The organism is Methylobacterium sp. Leaf87 (genome assembly GCF_001422775.1).
Taxonomy (GTDB): Bacteria; Pseudomonadota; Alphaproteobacteria; order Rhizobiales; family Beijerinckiaceae; genus Methylobacterium.
The window spans coordinates 365,931-385,665 of record NZ_LMMI01000001.1; the positions used below are offsets into that span (position 1 = coordinate 365,931).

General features: G+C 69.6%; 23 protein-coding genes and 1 riboswitch. Of the genes, 15 read left to right on the forward strand and 8 right to left on the reverse strand.

Annotated features, from left to right (window positions below; genetic code table 11):
* The first annotated feature begins 183 nt into the window (after window positions 1-183).
* Window positions 184-1,050 carry a type 1 glutamine amidotransferase gene (locus ASF22_RS01670; RefSeq protein ID WP_056260837.1) on the forward strand — a complete coding sequence of 289 codons (867 nt, stop codon included), beginning with the start codon at window positions 184-186 and terminating at the stop codon, window positions 1,048-1,050.
* Here the strand turns inward: ASF22_RS01670 and ASF22_RS01675 are convergent.
* From ASF22_RS01675 to ASF22_RS01685, 3 genes are all read right to left on the reverse strand, one after another.
* A complete protein-coding gene (locus ASF22_RS01675; protein WP_056260838.1) occupies window positions 1,035-2,141 on the reverse strand; it encodes an acyltransferase family protein in 1,107 nt (368 codons plus the stop codon). The two genes, ASF22_RS01670 and ASF22_RS01675, sit on opposite strands and share 16 nt — an antisense overlap.
* A gap of 135 nt (window positions 2,142-2,276) precedes the next feature.
* Window positions 2,277-2,651: a hypothetical protein gene (locus ASF22_RS01680; protein WP_056260841.1), complete on the reverse strand. Its 375-nt coding sequence runs from the start codon at window positions 2,649-2,651 to the stop codon at window positions 2,277-2,279.
* 10 nt (window positions 2,652-2,661) lie between these two features.
* A complete protein-coding gene (locus ASF22_RS01685; RefSeq protein WP_056260842.1) occupies window positions 2,662-3,504 on the reverse strand; it encodes an alpha/beta hydrolase in 843 nt (280 codons plus the stop codon).
* Window positions 3,505-3,647: 143 nt separating this feature from the next.
* Between ASF22_RS01685 and ASF22_RS01690 the strand changes: the two genes are divergently transcribed.
* Window positions 3,648-4,421, forward strand: coding sequence for a site-2 protease family protein (locus tag ASF22_RS01690; RefSeq protein ID WP_056260844.1), 774 nt, complete (start codon window positions 3,648-3,650; stop codon window positions 4,419-4,421).
* Between the two features lie 95 nt (window positions 4,422-4,516).
* A complete protein-coding gene (locus tag ASF22_RS01695; RefSeq protein WP_056260944.1) occupies window positions 4,517-4,771 on the forward strand; it encodes a hypothetical protein in 255 nt (84 codons plus the stop codon).
* A 47-nt stretch (window positions 4,772-4,818) separates the two neighbouring features.
* On the opposite strand, the gene ASF22_RS01700 is transcribed toward ASF22_RS01695, so the two are convergent.
* Window positions 4,819-5,538, reverse strand: a complete 720-nt coding sequence (locus ASF22_RS01700) for a BA14K family protein (RefSeq protein WP_056260846.1) — start codon at window positions 5,536-5,538, stop codon at window positions 4,819-4,821.
* Between the two features lie 273 nt (window positions 5,539-5,811).
* Between ASF22_RS01700 and ASF22_RS01705 the strand changes: the two genes are divergently transcribed.
* Both ASF22_RS01705 and thiC read left to right on the forward strand, forming a co-directional pair.
* Window positions 5,812-6,099, forward strand: a complete 288-nt coding sequence (locus ASF22_RS01705; RefSeq protein ID WP_056260848.1) for a hypothetical protein — start codon at window positions 5,812-5,814, stop codon at window positions 6,097-6,099.
* A 149-nt stretch (window positions 6,100-6,248) separates the two neighbouring features.
* Window positions 6,249-6,357: riboswitch (TPP riboswitch) on the forward strand.
* Window positions 6,358-6,433: 76 nt separating this feature from the next.
* Window positions 6,434-8,350: a phosphomethylpyrimidine synthase ThiC gene (thiC, locus tag ASF22_RS01710; protein WP_056260850.1), complete on the forward strand. Its 1,917-nt coding sequence runs from the start codon at window positions 6,434-6,436 to the stop codon at window positions 8,348-8,350.
* Between the two features lie 131 nt (window positions 8,351-8,481).
* Here the strand turns inward: thiC and ASF22_RS01715 are convergent, their stop codons facing one another.
* Both ASF22_RS01715 and ASF22_RS01720 read right to left on the reverse strand, forming a co-directional pair.
* Window positions 8,482-9,024, reverse strand: coding sequence for a DUF2380 domain-containing protein (locus ASF22_RS01715; protein ID WP_056260852.1), 543 nt, complete (start codon window positions 9,022-9,024; stop codon window positions 8,482-8,484).
* A gap of 44 nt (window positions 9,025-9,068) precedes the next feature.
* Window positions 9,069-9,527 carry a hypothetical protein gene (locus ASF22_RS01720; protein WP_056260853.1) on the reverse strand — a complete coding sequence of 153 codons (459 nt, stop codon included), beginning with the start codon at window positions 9,525-9,527 and terminating at the stop codon, window positions 9,069-9,071.
* A 166-nt stretch (window positions 9,528-9,693) separates the two neighbouring features.
* Here ASF22_RS01720 and ASF22_RS01725 point away from each other — a divergent pair, with 166 nt between their 5' ends.
* The 4 genes from ASF22_RS01725 (at window position 9,694) to ASF22_RS01740 (ending at window position 12,957) form a co-directional block, all read left to right on the forward strand.
* Entirely contained in the window at window positions 9,694-10,707 is a 1,014-nt protein-coding gene (locus tag ASF22_RS01725) for an AraC family transcriptional regulator (RefSeq protein ID WP_056260856.1), read from the forward strand.
* Between the two features lie 69 nt (window positions 10,708-10,776).
* Window positions 10,777-11,556 (forward strand): DUF429 domain-containing protein, encoded by a 780-nt coding sequence (locus ASF22_RS01730; protein ID WP_056260946.1) that lies wholly within the window; start codon window positions 10,777-10,779, stop codon window positions 11,554-11,556.
* A 142-nt stretch (window positions 11,557-11,698) separates the two neighbouring features.
* Window positions 11,699-12,247 (forward strand): NUDIX domain-containing protein, encoded by a 549-nt coding sequence (locus ASF22_RS01735; RefSeq protein WP_056260857.1) that lies wholly within the window; start codon window positions 11,699-11,701, stop codon window positions 12,245-12,247.
* Window positions 12,248-12,261: 14 nt separating this feature from the next.
* On the forward strand, window positions 12,262-12,957 hold the full coding sequence (locus ASF22_RS01740; RefSeq protein WP_056260858.1) for a carbonic anhydrase: 696 nt from the start codon (window positions 12,262-12,264) through the stop codon (window positions 12,955-12,957).
* A gap of 295 nt (window positions 12,958-13,252) precedes the next feature.
* Here the strand turns inward: ASF22_RS01740 and ASF22_RS01745 are convergent, their stop codons facing one another.
* On the reverse strand, window positions 13,253-13,948 hold the full coding sequence (locus ASF22_RS01745) for a DUF4142 domain-containing protein (protein WP_056170753.1): 696 nt from the start codon (window positions 13,946-13,948) through the stop codon (window positions 13,253-13,255).
* 188 nt (window positions 13,949-14,136) lie between these two features.
* Here ASF22_RS01745 and ASF22_RS01750 point away from each other — a divergent pair, with 188 nt between their 5' ends.
* From ASF22_RS01750 to ASF22_RS01775, 6 genes are all read left to right on the forward strand, one after another.
* A complete protein-coding gene (locus tag ASF22_RS01750) occupies window positions 14,137-15,246 on the forward strand; it encodes an acyltransferase (protein WP_056260948.1) in 1,110 nt (369 codons plus the stop codon).
* Between the two features lie 50 nt (window positions 15,247-15,296).
* The gene (locus tag ASF22_RS01755) at window positions 15,297-16,157 is read left to right on the forward strand and encodes a universal stress protein (RefSeq protein WP_056170577.1); all 861 of its coding nucleotides are present in this window, start codon (window positions 15,297-15,299) and stop codon (window positions 16,155-16,157) included.
* Between the two features lie 121 nt (window positions 16,158-16,278).
* Window positions 16,279-16,887, forward strand: coding sequence for a hypothetical protein (locus tag ASF22_RS01760; protein ID WP_056170580.1), 609 nt, complete (start codon window positions 16,279-16,281; stop codon window positions 16,885-16,887).
* A gap of 102 nt (window positions 16,888-16,989) precedes the next feature.
* A complete protein-coding gene (locus ASF22_RS01765) occupies window positions 16,990-17,589 on the forward strand; it encodes a hypothetical protein (RefSeq protein ID WP_056260860.1) in 600 nt (199 codons plus the stop codon).
* Between the two features lie 90 nt (window positions 17,590-17,679).
* Window positions 17,680-18,321 carry a cytochrome b/b6 domain-containing protein gene (locus tag ASF22_RS01770; RefSeq protein WP_056260862.1) on the forward strand — a complete coding sequence of 214 codons (642 nt, stop codon included), beginning with the start codon at window positions 17,680-17,682 and terminating at the stop codon, window positions 18,319-18,321.
* Window positions 18,318-19,097, forward strand: coding sequence for a molybdopterin-dependent oxidoreductase (locus ASF22_RS01775; protein WP_056260864.1), 780 nt, complete (start codon window positions 18,318-18,320; stop codon window positions 19,095-19,097). Before ASF22_RS01770 ends, ASF22_RS01775 begins: the two co-directional genes overlap by 4 nt.
* 24 nt (window positions 19,098-19,121) lie before the next feature.
* Here ASF22_RS01775 and ASF22_RS01780 read toward each other — a convergent pair whose 3' ends face one another.
* Window positions 19,122-19,535, reverse strand: a complete 414-nt coding sequence (locus ASF22_RS01780) for a flagellar biosynthesis repressor FlbT (protein WP_056260866.1) — start codon at window positions 19,533-19,535, stop codon at window positions 19,122-19,124.
* Between the last annotated feature and the right edge of the window lie 200 nt (window positions 19,536-19,735).

Genomic DNA, 19,735 nt, shown 5'->3' on the forward strand with positions numbered 1-19,735 from the left:
ACCCGTGGGCGTGCCCCGGTTCCGCACGGTAAATACGGCGGGTTTAAGGGTTCCTTAGCGCTGCCGGAATGGCGACGGTTGCCCCCTGGGTCCGCTCGGGCGTGCGGCGACGCGCCCGGTCCCCGAACCGGAACGGCCCGCCCTGCGCGCCGTTTTCCGTGTCCTTCCGGCCAGGACCCCGCGATGCTCAACCTCCTCGTCGCCGACGGCAACGACCGCGACGGCCGTGCCCGGCACACCGACGCCACCGGGTCGACCTCGGCCAAATCCTACGCGGCGATCCTCGGCGAGATCGCCCGGGCGCGCGGCGGGGCGGCCTGCACCTGTACGCTCGTCAGCCCAGCCGATGCCGATGCGGCCCTGCCCGAGGGCACGGAACTCTCCGCCTATTCCGGTCTCGTGATGACGGGCTCGACCCTCAAGCTCGCCGACGGCTCCCCGGCGGTGACCCGCCAGATCGACCTCATGCGGGCGGCCCTGGCCGCCGGCCTCCCGGCCTTCGGCTCGTGCTGGGGCATGCAGGTCGCCGCCGTGGCGACGGGGGGCGAGGCCGGCCCCAACCCGAAGGGCGGCGAGTACGGCTTCGCCCGCGACCTCGCGCCGACCCCGGCCGGGCGCGCCCACCCGCTGCTCGCCGGCCGGCCCGACCGCTTCGACGCCCCGGCGGTGCATGGCGACGCGGTGCTGCGGCTGCCCGCCCACGCCACCCTGCTCGCCAGCAACGCCTGCTCGATCCAGGCCATCGCCATCGCGCACGGGCCGGGCGTGTTCTGGGGCACCCAGTACCACCCCGAGACCGACCTCGACGTCCTCGGCATCATGCTGCGGATGAGCGCAGCGGAGATGATCGCGGACGGCCAGTACGCCGACGAGGCGGCGGTGGCGGCCTTCGCCGACGACCTCACCCGCCTCCACGCCGACCGCGCCGGGCACCCGGACCTCCTCGCCCGCCACCGCCTCGACGCGCAGATCCTGCAGGACGCCGACCGTCGCCGCGAGATCGGCAACTTCCTCGACCTGATCGCGATGCCCCGTCAGGCCGCCGCCTGAGGCGCCAGCCCCGACCGGACCGGTGCGCGCTCGGCCACGATGTGGAAGGCGGCCGGGCGGCGGAAGAGGAACGACAGCCGGGTGTGCCGGACCAGGCGCTCGAGGCCGAGGGGCACCAGCACGGCGACGAGGGTGACGACGAGGCTGGCCCAGCCCACATCGGTGATCGCCCCGGTCTTGACGATGAGGGTGCGGGTGAGCGCCATGGGCAGGAAGAACCCGAGATAGATGGCGATGGAGCGGCTGCCGCAAGCGCGCAGGGCCGCCGTCACCGGACCGCCGGCCAGGGTCAGGAGCGACGCGCCGGCCACGATGGCGAGCGCCCCGACGCCGCCCAGGACGAGGCTCAGGCCGGGCAGGCTCGCGAGGGTCGGGTGAGCGGTGCCGCCCGAGGGCGTGAAGACCAGCACGCCCTCGACCAGGGCCCAGAGCCCGAGACCGGCGAGGGCTGCGCGCGGATGGGCCCGCACCCGGGCGGCGAACCCGAAGATCCGCTCGGCGAACAAGTAGCCGACGACGAACCAGACGTAGCGCGAACAGAACTCCTCCAGGAGGTAACTCTCCGTGTGCACCGGCACGACCTGCAGGGCGGCGGCGGCCCCGAGGAGCAGGGGCCACGGCACCCGTCGCAGCAGCTTCGTCACCACGGAGAACACCGCCAGCAGGTAGATGAACCACAGGGTCGAGTACGGCTCCACGAGGGCCAGGGCGAGGTGCTGCGCGAAGGCGCCCGGACCCGCCCCCTCGGTGATGGCGCCGTACTTGGCGAGGGACTGGATCACCACCCACAGGAGGTAGAAGTAGGCGAAGTGCACCACCCGGCGGTCGGCGAACAGGCGCCAGTCCCGGTCGATCACCCGCCCGAGGAACAGGCCCGACAGCAGGAAGAAATCCGGGATGCGGAACGGTTTCGCGAAGGCCACCACGTGGTGGAGGAAGCCCTCGCTCACGAGTCCCGCCGCGGCCAGATCCGGCGGCGTCATGGCCTCCCCGGTGCCCAGGGTGGAATGCATCATCACCACGAGGACGATGCACAGCCCCTTGGCGACATCGACCCAGGCGAGCCGCCCGGCACCTGCCCCCTGCTCCATAGCCCCGCGCGCTCCCAGCAAATCGGGTGCGATCCTCCCGCCGCATTCGTAAAGGCCCGGATACCGGCGGCGGCGACGCCTCTGGGCGCCTCGGATCGTGGCGAAGGCCGGGTTAAGGGAATCCCCGAAACCCGGTCAGGACGGTTCGCGCCGGGCGGACTTGCGGGTGCGGGTCAGGCGAGTGGCCGCGTGGAAATCATCGGGCTTCGTCCGCACCCAGGCGAGGAAGCGGACCATCTCGGGGTCCTGGCGCAGCGCCTCCGTGTCGGCGAGGCGCCGGGCGATCTCGGCCTCGCTGTAGCGGGCGTGGATCGCCGAATGGCAGATCTGGTGCAGGCGCACGGTGCCGGCCTTGGCCCCGCCCTTCAGCTTCGGCGTGAGGTGATGCAGGCTCGACTTGGCGCGGGGCGGGATCGGCCGCTCGCACAGGGGGCAGATCACCGGCGCGCGGACGGGCGGCCCGTGGGTGGAGGGATCGTCCGCCTGCCAGCGCCGTTCGCGTCGTCCCATATGCGTTCTCTCAAGGGGTCGCGGCGGCCATCGCGTGGCACGCGTCGCCGGGGATGAGCGGCTGAAACACGGCCCGCGCCGCCGCGTCGCGCGCGCCCAGGATCGAGACGTGATTGCCGGGGATCGCTTCGAGATGCCCGCGCGGGCCTGCGAGGGTCGCGAGGCGCCGGGCGAGCTTCACCGGGATCACCCCGTCCTGCAGGCCGTGCACCACGAAGACCGGGCCGGTGGTGTCCGCGATGCGCAGGTCCGAGCGGTAGGTGTCCCACAGGAACAGGCGCGGCACGAAGGGATAGCGCAGGCCGACGAGGTGATGGAGCGAATCGAACGGCGCTTCGAGGTAGAGGCCGAGATGGCGCGCGCGGGCCCCCACCGCCACCGCCACTGCGGCCCCGAGGGAGTGGCCGTGAAGCAGGATCGGCGCCCCCGGCGCCCGGTCCGCCACGGCCGCGTGGGCGGCGAGACCATCCATGACGAGGCCGTCCTCGCTCGGATGCCCGGTCGAGCCCGGATACCCCCGATACGCGATGGCGAGCACGCCCCAGCCCGCCCACGGCCCCTCGGTGAAGCGCTGTGCCAGGGGCTCGGGGGCCGAGGCGTTGCCGTGGAAGCTCAGCACCACGCCGCAGCCGGGGGCGGGCGGACGCCAGAACCCGATGAGGCGCTCCCCGTCCGGGGTCGTCAGGGTGAGGGCCGTGGTGCCCGGGGGCGCGAGGCGCGCCTCGGCCTCCGCCGGCCGAGGGAAGAACGCGCCCGGATAGATGAGGTGGCGCTGGAACACCGCCAGCACCCCCAGGATGGCGGCGCAGAGGCCGAGGCCGCCGAGGAGGACGCTGAGCAGGAGAAGTCGCATGGAAGTCCGGCGTGCCGGGTGGTGCGGCGGAGGAAGAAACTCCCTGCAAGGTGGGGACTGGACATCCCGGTGTCACCAGCGATGTTGCGTCGCGCGATGGCGGGGCGGATGAGTCACGGATCGCGGGCGGCGTGGGGAACGGAATGCAGCAGACCACGTCGCGGGACAGCCTCGGCCGGACCGGCCCCGGCGCCAGCGCCAATTTCCTCCTCATCGTGCTCCTGGTCAGCGGGCTCGGCTTCGCCATCGGCGTCGGCTGGATCGCCGGATCGGGCGCCGGGTTCGCCTTCGTGCTGTCGGGCTGGATCTTTAGCCTGTGCCTGCACGAGTTCGGCCACGCCTACGCGGCTTGGCGGGGCGGCGATGCCAGCGTCGAGGAGGCCGGCACCCTCACCCTCGATCCGCGCCGCTACGCCGATCCCGTCACCACCCTGGTGCTGCCGGTCCTATTCACGATCCTCGGCGGCATCGGCTTCCCCGGCGGGGCGGTCCGCATCGACCTGTCGGCCCTGCGCGGCCGCCTGTGGCCGAGCGCCGTCGCCCTCGCGGGACCGGCCATGACGGGCGCGGCGCTGCTCGGCTTCGTGCTGCTCTATCATCTGGCGAGCCCGGACTCGGACACCCTGCGGGCGGTACTCGCCGTCTCGGCCCTGTTCCAAGGGATGGCCCTCGTCCTCAACCTCGTGCCGATCCCGGGCCTCGACGGCTACGCCGCCGCGCGGCCGTGGGTGCCTGCCGCATGGCAGGCCGTGGGCGATGCGGGTGCCCGCCATGCCGGCCTCGTGCTGACGGTGCTGTTCCTGTTCTCCGGCGCCTTCAGCCGGCTTCTGTTCCGGACGAGCCTGCGGCTCACCACCTTGATGGGCGTCGACCCCGCCGACGTGGTGGCCGGATACCGCCTGATCCGCCTGTGGTGAGGCGGGCCCACCACCGTCCGCGTGCCGCGCGCGCGCGGGTTTCGTGCTAAGGCGGCGTCCCTGTCCGGAGGCGATCCCGCCCGGTGGAGACCGTGATGGCCCTCAAGACGACGTTCCTGGTCCAGACCTTCGTGATCAAGCGCAAGCGCCTCGTGCCGGGCGACCGCGAGGTGGCGCCCACGGAGAGCGGCGCCCTCAAGAAGGCGGAGGCCATGGCGGGGCGCTTCCCCGGCACCGCCGCCATTCGGGTGGTGGCCGACGACGAGACCGGCGAACTCGAGAGCGCCGCCATCTTGGCCCAGTTCGGCGAGGTGCCGGACGACTTCGCGGAAAGCCTCCAGGGCTCCTGAAACGCGGGTTCCTGAAACGCGGGCTTCTTCGTTCGATCGTGCATCACCTACGGGCAGGCGTGACGCTGGCCGTCATTGCCGAGATAGGTGCCCGACTGGCGGTCGTAGGACCGGAAGCGACGGACGCAGTAGGCGTCGTCCCGCTGATGGGCGACTTCTGTCTCGACGGCGTAGCCGGCCGGCGCATAGCCGCCGCCATAGGCACCGTAGCCACCACCGTAATAGGCCGGGGCGTAGCCGCCACCGTAGTAATCGTCGCCATAGAAGCCGCTGCCGAGGCCGTAGCCGATACCGGCTCCGGCGAGCCCTAGGCCGACCCCGAGGCCGAGACCGCCGTAGCCGCGGCGGTAGCCGTAGCCGCGCCCGCCCCGGTAATCGGCGAACCCGCCGCGATAGCCACCCCGGTTGAACCCGCCGACGCCGCCACGATACCCGCCAAGCGCCGCGCCGCCGCCGAACCCGGCCGCCGTGGCGCCGAGACCACGGCCGCCGCCGAAGCCGCGCCCCGCGAAGCCCTGACCGCCGCCGAACCCGCGCCCGGCTAGGCCCTGGCCGCCGAAGCCGCCGCGCCCACCGCCCATCATGCCGCCGCGGAACCCACCACCGCCCGCGAAGCCGCCGCCGCCGAAGCCACGGCCGCCCCCGCCGAAGCCGCCCATATGGCCACCGCCGCCGCGAAATCCGCCCCCGCCGCGCGCGTCGGCCTGGGCGGGAATGAGAATGAGAGCCCCGACCATGGCGGCCGATGCGAGGAGAATGCGATTCATGGTGATGATCCGCGTTGCAGCGCCGGTCCGGAACGGAGGCGCGTTTGGAGGATCAACGCTGCCGTCAACGCAAGGTTCGAACCGTGACCTTGGCGTTCGTTCCATCCGTCGACGGCTCGGTCCCGGACGGGGTCTGGGCTGACCCTGGGGTCCCAATGGAACTCCGCTCACGAAAATGCTACCTTGGGTTTATAATAGATGGATTGATAAACCTTAAGTTATATATTTCTTGGGTGGACCGGCCGCAGAGACCGGGATCACAAGGACAAGCCCATGGACATCAAAGTCAATGATTCCGACTGGAACGGCCTGACGGGCGAAGAGCGGGACAAGATTCGTACGATCATCACTCAGATCTTCAAGCAGGATCATAATATCGTCGGAGACAAGACGCAGACCGCCGATGCGCAGCAGCTCGATTCGATCTTCTGTACGCTGGCCTGCAATGCCGCCCAGGGCCTGGCCGAATCGGCGTGCAACGCCATCCCGAATCCGACCGGGAAGCAGGTATGCCTGATCGCGGCGCAGCAGGCCGGCGACTTCTGCCGAAGCAAGTGCTGAAGACCATGGGCGCGACAGCCGCGCCGAACCGACTTTGACGACGCCGCCGAGTCGCAGGACTCGGCGGACCGACCGTGGCGGGACTTTCGGCGGAACCGCCCGTGTACGGCTGCGGCGATTGACAAATCGGGCGCAGGCGTCGAACCTGGAACGATTCCGAGGGGGGCTCCGAGACCGGGAGCTGAGATTGGGCGCGACGCCCTGACCCTTGAACCTGATCCGGTTCGTACCGGCGGAGGGACGGGAATGCTTTCGCCGCGCCATTGCGTGGTGTCCCCCACCCAATGCTGTTCCTAACGAATCCGGGTCGCCTCCCACGCCAGGAGCACGCCCGATGAACAAGCCCGTTTTGCCCCAGGATCTCCCCCACGATCTTCCGCAAGGTCTTCCCAAAGGCTCGCCCCAGGCGGTGACCACCGGCCCGATCATGGGGTCGCACAAGGTCTACGCGGCGGTGGCCGGGCATGACGACATCCGGGTGCCGTTCCGCGAGGTGACCCTGAGCGACCCGAAGGAGGCCCCCGTGCGGGTCTACGATCCGTCGGGCCCTTACACGCAGACGGACGCCAACATCGACCTCAACGCCGGCCTGCCGCTGATCCGCGATCCGTGGATCGCCAAGCGCGGCTACGCCACGGTGACGCCGCGCGCGGTCAAGCCCGAGGACAACGGCTTCGTGCCCGAGGACAAGCTCGTGGCCCCGTGTCCGGCGCAGCGCCTCATCCGCAAGGCCGGCCCCGGCCAGATGGTGACGCAGTACGAGTTCGCGAAGGCCGGGATCATCACGGAAGAGATGATCTACGTCGCCCACCGCGAGAACCTCGCCCGCGAGACGGTGCTGGAGGGCGCGCAGGCCGCGCTCAGCGACGGCAACAGCTTCGGCGCGGCGCTGCCGGCCTTCATCACCCCCGAATTCGTCCGCGAAGAGATCGCGCGCGGCCGGGCCATCATCCCGGCCAACATCAACCACCCCGAGGTGGAGCCGATGGCCATCGGCCGCAACTTCCTCGTCAAGATCAACGCCAACATCGGCAACTCGGCCGTCACCTCCTCGGCGGCGGAAGAGGTCGAGAAGCTGGTCTGGGCGACCCGCTGGGGCGCCGACACGGTGATGGACCTCTCGACGGGCCGCAACATCCACAACATCCGCTCGTGGATCGTGCGCAACTCGCCGGTCCCGATCGGCACGGTGCCGATCTACCAGGCCCTGGAGAAGGTCGGCGGCGATCCGCTGAAACTCGACTGGGAGGTGTTCAAGGATACCCTCATCGAGCAGGCCGAGCAGGGCATCGACTACTTCACCATCCACGCCGGGGTGCGCCTCGCCCACGTGCCGCTCACCGCGCGCCGCGTCACCGGCATCGTCAGCCGCGGCGGCTCGATCATGGCGCGCTGGTGCCTCGCCGGGCACCGCGAATCGTTCCTCTACGAGCGCTTCGACGAGATCTGCGACATCATGCGGGCCTACGACGTGTCGTTCTCGCTGGGCGACGGCCTGCGCCCCGGCTCCATCGCCGACGCCAACGATGCGGCCCAGTTCGCCGAACTCGAGACCCTCGGCGAGTTGACGAAAATCGCCTGGGACAAGGGCTGCCAGACCATGATCGAGGGCCCCGGCCACGTGCCGATGCACAAGATCAAGGTGAACATGGAAAAGCAGTTGGAGGAGTGCGGCGAGGCGCCGTTCTACACCCTCGGGCCCCTAACCACCGACATCGCGCCCGGCTACGACCACATCACGTCGGGCATCGGGGCGGCCATGATCGGCTGGTTCGGCTGCGCCATGCTCTGCTACGTCACGCCGAAGGAGCATCTCGGCCTGCCCAACCGCGACGACGTGAAGGAAGGCGTGATCACCTACAAGATCGCCGCCCACGCCGCCGACCTCGCCAAGGGCCATCCGGCGGCGCAACTGCGGGACGACGCCCTCTCCCGCGCCCGGTTCGACTTCCGCTGGGAGGACCAGTTCAACCTCTCCCTCGATCCCGACACGGCGCGCGCCTACCACGACGAGACCATGCCGAAGGACGCCCACAAGGTGGCGCACTTCTGCTCCATGTGCGGCCCGAAATTCTGCTCGATGAAGATCACGCAGGATCTCCGCGCCGAGGTGCTCGCCATGGAGGCGGCGGGCCAGGTTCTCGGCGAGGCCACCCCCATGAGCCAGGCCGAACGCGAGGCCGGCATGGCGGCGAAATCCGCCGAGTTCCAGGCCGAGGGCGGCAAGCTCTACGTGGACGCGGCGGAGTAGAGCGGAGGGGGCCGCTTCCATGCGCGGACGGTCCCGACCGGTCTTCACACTTGCGATGCGTGCGCCGTCTTCCCCTATGGGAAGGCGGCGCACGGAGTCTGCCCAGCCGACGACTGACCATTCTTGCATTCTCAGCGGGCTTCGGCCGGCATGTCTCGGATTTGGGACATGAGGAACGTCTCGGCCCGTCGCCAGGCCTCATCCGTATCGCCGCGGAAGTTGAGGTCTCGGGAGTAGATATCCCGGCCGGTGCGCGCATCGACGATACGGGCCCAGAGCTGCATGATCAGCGTGCTGCTCTTGTGGACGACACCGATGAAGATCGTTTCAGCTCCGTGTGCCTGAGCGACCTTCAAAAGACAGGCGGTTTCTTCGGATCGGCAATCCTGTCGGAGGCGATCGGCAGTGAGAACCGACGCCCGATACAGGCTAGACCGGGTCAGGTCGCCCGCGAGATGGTCGGCGAAGTTCACCAGCCGCTCAGCATGCTGCGAGGCTTGATCGGTCGGCTCAGCCGAGGTGTCGAGGAGCTTGATCGGCAGGACGACAAGAGTGGGCGGTGATGCCTCTGCCGCATGGGCAGGTGAACAGATGACGGCCGCGATCAGAAATCCAAACGCACCGATCGTCGTGAGGCTAATCCCGCACGAGCCTATCGTAACCTTCTTTGGCATCGTCGCGCTCCGAATGTTTCTGCAAGCTTCGAGAACCTCGCCCATCACGCGCCTGCGCCGGCTTGCGCCGCGAGGAGCGACTTGAACTCGGGGATTCCGAAAGTCGCTTGAACGGTCAGGTTCGCGGCGAGAATCTCGTAGATCGGCCCGTCAATCTCGCGATTCGTGAAATAGACGATCGCGTCTTGGTCGCCGCCGCCCTCGGTATGGGGCTCGCCCCCTGCCTGTCCCGCAACATAGCTGCCGACTGGACGGACCTCCTGAAGCGTCCCGTCTGGACGGTAGATCTTCAATTCGCCCTGCAGGACGAGCGTGCGATAGGCCGCGCCAAGACGATGCAGTAGGAGTCGCTCGTTTGCCTTGAACTTGAAAAGCAGATCGACGATCCGGGCTTTTTCGTCGACGCTCAGGATGTGATAGGCCGCATGTTCGAAGCCATCGATCGTCCGCCATGTGACGTGGCGGTCGCCGAATCCAAGTGTTGGCCTTGCAATTGTTGTCATGGTGTCCTCCCGTTGTGTCCTGATTGGTATCAAGTACAGGCGTCGTCCATGACCTCCGTTCACTCGGGACGACTGTGCTCGTTGGCATCTCCAGAACTACGCCGGTTCCACCAGTCCCTCTTGCCATTTGGTGCCAACGCATCGACCCTCACCGCGGGAGGCGCTTATGCCGGGGTACGGCCTGACCAGGGCACGGACGATGGGACCGATCGCGGCGGCCGTGTCGGCGGCCGGCGGTTCGTTGGCGCGGGTGTTCGGTAAAGCCGGGATCCCGCTTACGCTCCTCGACACGCCCGACCGCCTGATCCTGCTGCGTGACCAACTCAAGCTGATCGATGCGGCCATTCGTGAGATCGGTGATCCCGCCCTGCCGGCACGGCTCTCCTTAAGCACCGGCATCGCGGGGCTCGGGCCCATCGGAGTTCAGGTTCGTGCCGCCGAAACGCTTGGGGCGGCTCTGGCGCGGGTGGAGGTCGTCACACCGCTTCTCCTCCAGACCGCGACCTCGACGGGGCTGCGTCGGCAAGGAGCGAATGCCTTCTACGAGTATTCCGTCGCCGAACGGATCGAGAGCGGGCGTCAAGCGAACGAAATCCTCGCCCTCGGATATCTGTTGGGCACCGTGCGCCATTTCCTCGGACCAGCATGGCGGCCGGAGCACGCCGTGGTGACGGGAGCGACCTTGACCGGGCGAGCTCAGATCCAGGAGTTGTTCGGCTCGGAGGTCATTCTAGGGGCTCGGGCCGGTCTGATCTTTTCCTTGGACCAGCTGGACGCACCGAACCCGAAGCGTCACGATCCCGGCGTTCCGGCGACGGGCGAGGACGAGCCGATCGGCGATGACCTGGCGGCTTGCGTCGCACACTTGATCGAACTTGGCTTGGACGAAGCGCGCCCTTCCATCGACGGGATCGCGCGCCGCCTCGGCCTTTCCCGCCGTTCCCTGCAGCGTCGTTTGGACGATGCCGGGACACGCTATGCCGACATTCAACAACGCATCATGGCCCGCCGTGCCAAGACTCTGCTTGCTGAACCGGCGCTCCCCATTGGACGAATAGCCTGTGAACTCGGCTATACGGACGGCTCGCATTTCACGCGTGCATTTCTGGAATGGACCGGCATGACGCCAAGTCAATGGCGTCGCGATGTCCGTCTTCGGGGACCGGCCAAAAGCCTTTGAATGACACGGTCGAGGGGAAGGCGGATCGGCGACATGCACTCCTCTCGTTCGCGTTCGATCACCACCGAGATGCCTTGCAGCCCGACCGAGCCCGACGCGTCGGAGACTCGCACGCCGCCTGCGCCCTCCCCCTGGATCGCCGGCCTCGACGGGTGTCGCGGCGCCTGGGCCGGGGTGCTGCTCAACCTTGCCGACGGGCGCCATCGCGCCGCCCGGTTCGCAACCGTGGCCGACCTCGTCGACGCCCCCGAGGCGCCGGCCTTCGTCGGCATCGACATCCCCATCGGCCTGCCCGACCGGATCACGGATGGCGGGCGCGTCGCCGATCGGGCGGCGCGGGCCTATCTGGGCCAGGGGCGGGCGAGCGTGTTTCCGATGCCGCCGCGCGCGGCCGTCCATGCGCCCGATTACGAGACCGCCAAGGCCCTGTCGCGGGCGGGCAGCGACCCGCCCTTCGCACCCTCGATCCAGGGCTGGAACATCTTTCGGAGTGTGCGGGAGGTCGATGGCCTGCTCCGAGCGCGGCCCGATCTGTGCGACCGCCTGCACGAGGTCCATCCCGAGGTCGCGTTCCGGCGCCTCAACCGGGACCGGGCCCTTGCGGCTTCGAAGAAGACGCCGGACGGGCAGGCCGCGCGTCGGGCGCTGCTTCTCGGCGCCGGGCTGCCCGAGGCCCTGGTCGCGGCGCGCCCCGCCGGCATCGGCGCCGACGACCACCTCGACGCCCTCGCGGCCCTGGTGGTGGCCCGCGACCTCGCGTGTGGCCGCGCCGTACCGATGCCCGATCCGCCGGGGCGCGACGGGTTCGATCTCCCCATCGTGATCTGGGCGCCCGGCGACGTGTCGTAAAACACTAGCGTGCCGGCCATTTCACGCTAAATGACGGTCCTGACAGGTGAAAGCCGACGCGATCGAAGAAAATATCCTTGTCCGACGGATTAAAATATTTTTCTCGATGCTGGGATGCCGCACAATACTTCGGAATGACCCGATGACAGCACCGAGCTCCGCGCCCAGCGCACCCGACACCGTGCACCCGCCGGTTCGCGAGGTCGCCCGCGCCCTCGTGTTCGATCCGGCCGGGCGCCTGCTCCTCATCGCCTACGAGTCCGTCCGGCCCATCGATCCGGCGAAGCCCGACGACCGCACCTTCTGGTTCATGCCGGGGGGCGGCCTGGAGCCGGGCGAATCCCATGTCGAGGCCTGCCGGCGTGAACTCGAAGAGGAGATCGGCGTTGCCGATGCGCCCATCGGTCCGCAGGTCGCAGGCTGCGACGGGCCCTTCCACCTGTTCCGGACGTCGCGCGATGCCCGCGAGCGCTACTTCGTGGTGCGGCTGCCCGACGACCTCATCGACACCCGGCGCCTCGCCGAGACGGAGGACAACCCCGTCCTCGGCACGCGCTGGTGGACCCTCGACGAACTCGACGCGACGTCCGAGCGCATCGAACCCGCCGGGCTGGCACGCGTCGCGCGCGCCGTCCTGGGTGGCACCCTTCCCGCAACGCCCGTGGCCCTGAACTGGCACGGCACCCGATGAAAGGCCGATCCGAGATGACCACCCCCCGTACCGGTACGTTCCCCGAGAAGCTCAAGGAAGGCTACCAGTCCTTCGTCGAACGCCGCCTTCCCGACGAGGCCAAGCGCTATTCCGGCCTCGCCAAGTCGCAATCCCCCGAAGTCCTCCTCATCGGTTGCTGCGACAGCCGCGTCTCGCCCGAAGTGATCTTCGACGCGGGTCCGGGTGAACTGTTCGTGATCCGCAACGTCGCCAACCTCGTGCCCCCCTGCGAGGAGCAGGGCGGCGAGTTCCACGGCACGTCGGCGGCCATCGAGTTCGCCGTGCAGGGCCTGGAAGTGAAGCACATCGTCGTGATGGGTCACGCCACCTGCGGCGGCATCAAGGCCTTCGCCAGCCCGTCGAACCCCCTGTCGGACGGCGACTTCATCGGCAAATGGGTGTCCCTCGTGAAGTCGGCCGCCGAGAACGTCGAGGACCAGAACGGGCCGGACTACCTCACCCGCCTCGAATACGCGATGGTCGGCGAGAGCTTGAAGAACCTCATGACCTTCCCGTTCGTCCGCGAACGCGTCGAGGCCGGCACGCTGACACTGCACGGCGCCCACTTCGGCATCGAGCGCGGCGAACTCCTCGTGCGCGATCCCGAGACCGGCGACTTCCGGCCCGCCGTCGACATGGCCGGCAAATCCATTAGCCAGACCGCGCTGATCAACTGCCAGGAGGCGTAGGACGCACGCCTCACCCGACGCAATCGGGGATGCACGATGTGGAAGGGTGGCCCGCGGGGCCTTCGCATTCGAAGGGCCGCCGAGTCACCCTATTCTCATGAATGCATCCCGCTCGGGGGGATCGCGCAACTGCGCCGAACCGGGTGACCACCGTCGCCGCGCCGAACAGGAAAAGCGCTGTCCTCGGGAAAGGCCGTCCATCAGCCACGAAAAAGGGATGCCGGGCTTTCGCGCGGCATCCCTTTTTCGTGTATGCCCCGGGCGTTCCGCCCGGGGGACCATGCGACCGTGCGGCTCAGCGCGCGCCGGGCAGACGGCGGGCCTCCTGGTAATGGTGCTCCAGCACCGGCAGGGCCTGCTGGGCGTGGGCGCGCAGGGCCGGGTTCGGGCCGTTGGAGGCGTAGGACTGGTACATCCCGAGGGCCATTTCGTGCGACTTCACCTGCATCGAGCCGTAGAGGCGGTCGAAGCGCGGGCCGGCCGGGGTCTGCGACAGCTCGGCGAGCATCGCCTGCTGCTGCGGGTTCGGCTGGACCAGGGTGGTGCCGGCGGTGGTGTCGACATCGCCCACCATCGCGCCGGTCGCGGCACCGCGACGGGCGCCCGCGCCGAGGCCCTCGAGGCCGCCCACCGGACCACCCGCGAGGGTTCCGCCGACGACACCCGTCGCCGCACCCGTGGCCGCGCCGACGGCGCCGCCCGCGATGGCGAGCGGGGCGGTCACGAGACCGCCGAGGCCGTCGTTGCGAGCCATCACGTTGGCTTCACCGCCCGCCAGGGCGACGTTGGCGGCGCGGTGATCGCGCACGGCCTCCTTGGCGAAGCGGACGACCTGCGGATTGCGGCTCTTCGACAGGGCGATCTGGCTCGACTGCACCTCGAAGGCGTTGGACTGCATCGCGGCGAGGCGGAAATCGCCCATGTCCTGTGCGAAGGCGGGGGTCGCGAGGGCCGTCACCAGGACACCCAGGGCAATCGACTTGTTGATCATGATCATCCTCAATATGGCTGCAGCGACATACAAGAACGGACCCAGAGGCACTTGTGCCCGCACAGGTCCGTGACTGTCGCCTTCGGCGGGACAACGGGGGAAGACCTGATCCGTTCCAGGCTATCTTCGCGGCATGACGATCGTATCGGGTGCGATCCTTGGAATAGACCCGCGTGAAGCTTGGCGCGATCCAGGGCCTGCGCGCCTTCGCGGCCCTCCTCGTTGTGGTCCATCACGGGCAGGTCGAGGCGGCGGCCCTGGCCCTGCGCGCCGGGCTTCCCTTCGGCCCCAGCACCGGGCTGGCGTGGTCGGCGGGCGTCGACGTGTTCTTCGTGATCTCGGGCTTCATCATCGTCCACGCGAGCGCCCCCCTCTACGGGCGCCCGGGGGGACGAGCGCGCTTTCTCGCCCACCGGATCGCCCGACTGGTGCCGCTGTACTGGCTGGTGACGGCCCTCTACCTCGCCCTCGTCCTCACCGTGCCGGCGCTCCTCAACGGCGCGGATCCCCCCGCGCCCGGCTACGTCGCCGCCTCGTTCCTGTTCTGGCCGGCCCTGCGCCCGGACGGCATTCCCCAGCCCCTGTACGGCCTCGGCTGGACCCTGAACTGCGAGATGTTCTTCTACGCGGTCTTCGCCGTCGGCCTCGGCTGGGGCCGGGGCCGGGCGGTGCTGTGGCTCGCCCTCGCCCTCGCCGGCCTCGTCGCCCTCGGCCGCCTAGTGCCCGAACCGCCGACGCCGCTCGCGTTCTGGGGCAGCCCCATCGTCCTCGAATTCGCCCTCGGCGCCGGCCTCGGCCTCGCCCGCGCGCACGGCCTGCGTTTGCCCGATGCCGCCCGGCTGGCGCTCGCCGCCACCGGCCTCGCCGGCCTCGCCGTCGCGGGCGAGCCCGGCGAGGCCCTGCGGCCCCTCGCCTATGGCGGGCCGGCGCTCCTGCTGGTGGCCGCCGCCGCCCTCGGGCGCGAGCCGCCGCCGGGGCGCGGGACGCGGCTCGGTCCGGCGCTCGTCGCCCTGGGGGATGCGTCCTACGCCCTCTACCTGATCCATCCCTTCGTCCTGCGCGCCACCCGCGAGGCGATCACGCGGCTGGGTCTCGCGGCACTCGTCGGCCCGTGGGGGGCGCTCGGCCTCATGCTCGCCCTGTCGGTGGCCGCGTCCCTGGTGGTCGCCCGCTTCGTGGAGAGGCCCATGACCCGGGCCGTCCGGCACCGGCTCGACCCCGGGGCCGGTGCCGGAACCGTTCAAAAACCGTGTGACGGCCCGCCGGGCGGAGTTTGCCGCACGCCCAAATCGCATTAGCCTCCGGTGTCTCGCGCCATCGAAGACCCCGCTGCGAAGGCCCCGCCGCCATGAAGACGCTCCTGGTTCCCGTCGCCCTGCACGACAGCCTGCCCTCGGTGTTCGAGACGGCGATCCTCGCCGCCCGTCGCTTCGGCAGCCTCGTCGAGGGCGTGTCCCTGCGCCCGGCGCTCGCCGAATACGTCCCCGTCGACATGGTCGGCGGCATGACCTGGCTGCGCGACGAGGAGGCCGACAAGGCCGAGGCCGAGGCCGCGGGCGGGCGCTTCGTCACCTTCATGCAGCAGGCCGGCGTGCCGCTCATGGCCGACGGGCCCTGCACCCCGGCCGGCATCGGCGCGGCGGGCCCGCGCTACCGCTGGCGCCCGGACGTGCCGGCGGGCGACGCGTTCCTCGGCCAGTACGCGCGGCTGTTCACCGCCACCGTGGTCGGGCGCCCCGGCACCGACGACGGCGCGCCGCGCATGACCACCTTCGAGACCGCCCTGTTCGAGAGCGGGCGGCCGATCCTCCTCGCGCCCCCCATCGCCCCCGCGACCCTCGGCGACGCCATCCTCATCGCCTGGAACGGCTCCACCGAGACGGCGCGCGCCGTGGCCTTCGCCATGCCGTTCCTGCGCCAGGCGCAGCGCATCCGGGTGATCAGCGTCGAGGGCGGCACCGTGCCGGGGCCGACCGCCGAGGAGCTCGCCCGTGCGCTCGCCTGCGAGGGCATCGACGCCGATCACCGCGCCCATTCGGCCGGGCGGCGCACGCCCGGCGAGGTGTTCCTCGCGGAAGCCGAAACCTTCGGCTGCGACCTCCTCATCAAGGGCGCCTACACCCAGAGCCGCCTGCGTCAGATGATCTTCGGCGGCCCCACGAGCCACCTGCTGACCCATGCGGGCATCCCGATGCTGATGGCGCATTGACGGGGCCGGAGCCCGCGCCGGCCAAGCGTATCCATATCGCGCGCAATTGACTTGCGCACGATCCGGAGGCGGGGCAGGGTCGCGGCCGGAATCGGCCACCGGTCGATGGGAAAGGCTCCACATGATCAGAACCGTCCGTACCGCCGTACTCCTCGCCACGACGGGCCTCGCCCTGAGCCTTCCGGCCCGGGCGGAAGCGCCGGTGGTGCGCATCCGCGGCACCATCGCGTCGGTGACGGACAATGCCATCACCATCAAGCCGCGCGTCGGCGACGCCATTCTGGTCCGCCTCGGCGACGGCGTCCGGGTCGCGGGTGCGAGTGCGGCCAAGATCGCCGATATCCTGCCCGACAGCTATGTCGGCACCGCCGCGACGCCCCAGGCCGACGGCACCCTGAAGGCCCTCGAGGTCGCGGTGTTCGCGCCCAGCATGCGCGGCACCGGCGACGGCCACTACCCGTGGGATCTCGAGAAGGAGAACACCATGACCAACGGCGCCGTCGGCGCCGTGACGGGGACGACCAACCGCACCATCACGGTGACGTATGCGGGCGGACAGAAGGTTATCACCGTGCCGGACGACGTGCCCGTGGTGGCCCTGGCCCCCGCCGATGCCGGCCTGATCAAGCCGGGCGCCCGCGTCGTCGCCTTCACCCGCGCCGATGCCTCCGGCACGGCGGTCGCCGATCGCATGGTGGTGGGCCAGAACGGCACCGTTCCGCCCATGTGAGTCCGCCCATGTGAGGTCGGATCGACGTGAGGTCGGATCGAAGGCGGGCGCGCCGGTGGCGCGCCCGGATGTGAAGAAGAACCACAACAGGAGAGACACGCCATGATGAAGAGCCTGCTGACCGGCCTCGCCCTGACCCTGACGATGGCCGCCACCACCGCGCGCGCCGACGACATCGTGCGCTACCGCGGCACCCTGGAGAAGGTCGACGGATCGACCCTCACCATCAAGCCGCGCACGGGCGACTCGATCACCGTGACCTTCGCGAACGACACCAAGATCCTCGCCGCCACCACGGGCCAGCTCGCCGACATCAAGTCGGAGAGCTACATCGGCACCGCCGCGATCCCGCAGCCCGACGGCACGCAGAAAGCCCTGCAGGTGACGGTGTTCGCCTCCTCCCTGCGCGGCACCGCCGACGGCCACTACCCGTGGGATCTCGGCTCGAACTCCACCATGACCAACGGCGCGGTGGGCACCCTCTCGGGCACCGAGGGGCGCACCCTCCTGGTCAAGTACCAAGGCGGCGAGAAGAAGGTGACGGTGCCCGACGACGTGCCCGTGACCTTGGTCGACCCCGGCGAGAAGAGCATCCTGGTGCCCGGCTCCAAGCTCGTCGCCTTCACCAAGAAGGGCGCCGACGGCACCCTCTCGGCCCCGATCCTCATCGTCGGCCGCAACGGCACCGTGCCGTCCATGTGAGGCACCAACGTCGAACCCTCCCCCCTTTGCGGGGTAGGGACCTGCGCTCCGCGTCACCGAGCGCGGCCTGTCCTGTCGACCGAGCCCCCGATGACCCTGGTCCCCGAGCCCCCCGCCCGCGTCGTGGTGATCCACCCCCTCGTGGTGCGCCTCACCCACTGGATCAACGCGGTGGCGGTGTTCTGCATGCTGTTCAGCGGCTGGGCCATCTACAACGCGTCGCCGCTCTTCCCCTTCACCTTCCCGAAATGGGCGACCCTGGGGGGCTGGCTCGGCGGGGCCATCGCCTGGCACTTCGCCGCCATGTGGCTGTTCGCCCTGAACGGCCTCGTCTACCTCGCCTACGGGCTGGCGAGCCGGCACGTCGCTCGGACGTTCCTGCCCTTGAGCCCCGGCGCCGTGTGGCGCGACGCGAAAGCCGCGCTGACCTTCCGCCTCGCCCACCGGCTCGGGCAGTACAACGCCGTGCAGCGCCTCGCCTACGTGGTGGCGTTCCTGCTCGGCGCCCTCCTCCTCGCCTCGGGCCTCGCCCTGTGGAAGCCGGTGCAGTTCCAGGGGCTGGCCGCCCTGTTCGGTGGCTACGAATGGGCGCGCCGGGTGCATTTCGGGGCCATGGCGGGCCTCGTCGGCTTCATCGTCCTGCACCTCGCCCTGGTGCTGGTGGTGCCCAGCACCCTCCGGGCGATGATCACCGGCCGCGCCCGCGTGACCCCTTCGGAGACGCAAGCATGACCCGCGACCCCGAAACCGCCGCCCGCCTCAAGGCCCTGCGCGCCGACCTGCAGCCCGAGCTGGTGAAGCTGGAGCGCCGGGCACTCCTGCGCTCCGGCCTGTCGCTCGGCGCCCTCACGCTGCTCACGGGCTGCGACCTCTCCACGGGCTCCCACGGCAACGCCGCCGACCGGGTGCTGTGGGCCATGTCGAAGTTCAACGACCGGGTCCAGGGCTGGCTGTTCGACCCGACCAAGCTCGCGCCGACCTACCCGGCCGCGATGATCGATACCCCGTTCCGGTTCAACGCCTACTACCCGCCGGACAACATCCCCGAGGTCGAGGGCGCCGACTGGAAGCTCGAGGTGACCGGCCTCGTCGCCGACAAGACCCCCTGGACCCTGGAAAAGCTCCGTGCCCTGCCGCAGGAGAGCCAGATCACCCGCCACGTCTGCATCGAGGGCTGGAGCCAGATCGGCCAATGGAGCGGCGTGCCCCTGCGGGCGTTCCTGGAGCGGATCGGCGCAGATCTGACGGCGAAGTATGTCGGCTTCAAATGCGCCGACCGCTATTACGGCAGCCTCGACATGCCGAGCGCGCTCCACCCCCAGACCGTCCTGGCGCTCGATTTCGCCGGCAAGGAACTGAGCCCCGAATACGGCTACCCGTTGCGGGTGCGCGTGCCGACCAAGCTCGGGTTCAAGAGCCCGAAATACATCGCGAGCGTGTTCGTCACCAACGAGTATCCGGGCGGGTACTGGGAGGACCAGGGCTACAACTGGTTCAGCGGGATCTGACGCGTCCGCCGGGGCGGATGCCCGTCACGTCGTCCCGCCGGTCGCGGGCGGCGGGGCGAGGCGGTCGCTGAGCGACTGCTCGTACTGGATGAGGTCCTTGCAGCGCTTGAGCGCGCGGTAGAATTCGCGCGCGGCGATGAAGTTCTGGATGTCGTGGAGATAGGGCGCGGTGGTGGGCACCGCGTCCAGCAGGGCGTTGGCCTGCTGGACGAAGATGTCCTCGGCCTCCGGCGTCGGCTCGGCGAGGTACAGCACCGTCAGGGTGACGTAGAGGCGCTTGCAGGCCGTGTCGGCCTCGCTCTCCAGGATGATGTCGCTCTCGCGCAAAAAGTTCGTCACCGTCTCGATGACGAAGGAGGCGCGCCGCGATCCGTTGCGGATCGCCGTGCCGCCGATCAGCAGGCGCTCGAACGGCTTGAGCTCGATCTTGAGGGGCATGGCGTCTCACGAGCGGCAGGGTCTTGCCTCCTTCCTCGGCGATCATGGTTAACAAAGCCTGAAGACGCCGAGAAGCCGATCCGGCTAAACCTTTGATGGATCGACGGATTCGTCCAGCTCTATGGCATTCGACCGACCCGCGTCACGCCGTGTTCATCACAACATTTAACAGGATCGCAAGGGGGGCGTGGTTCTGTGGC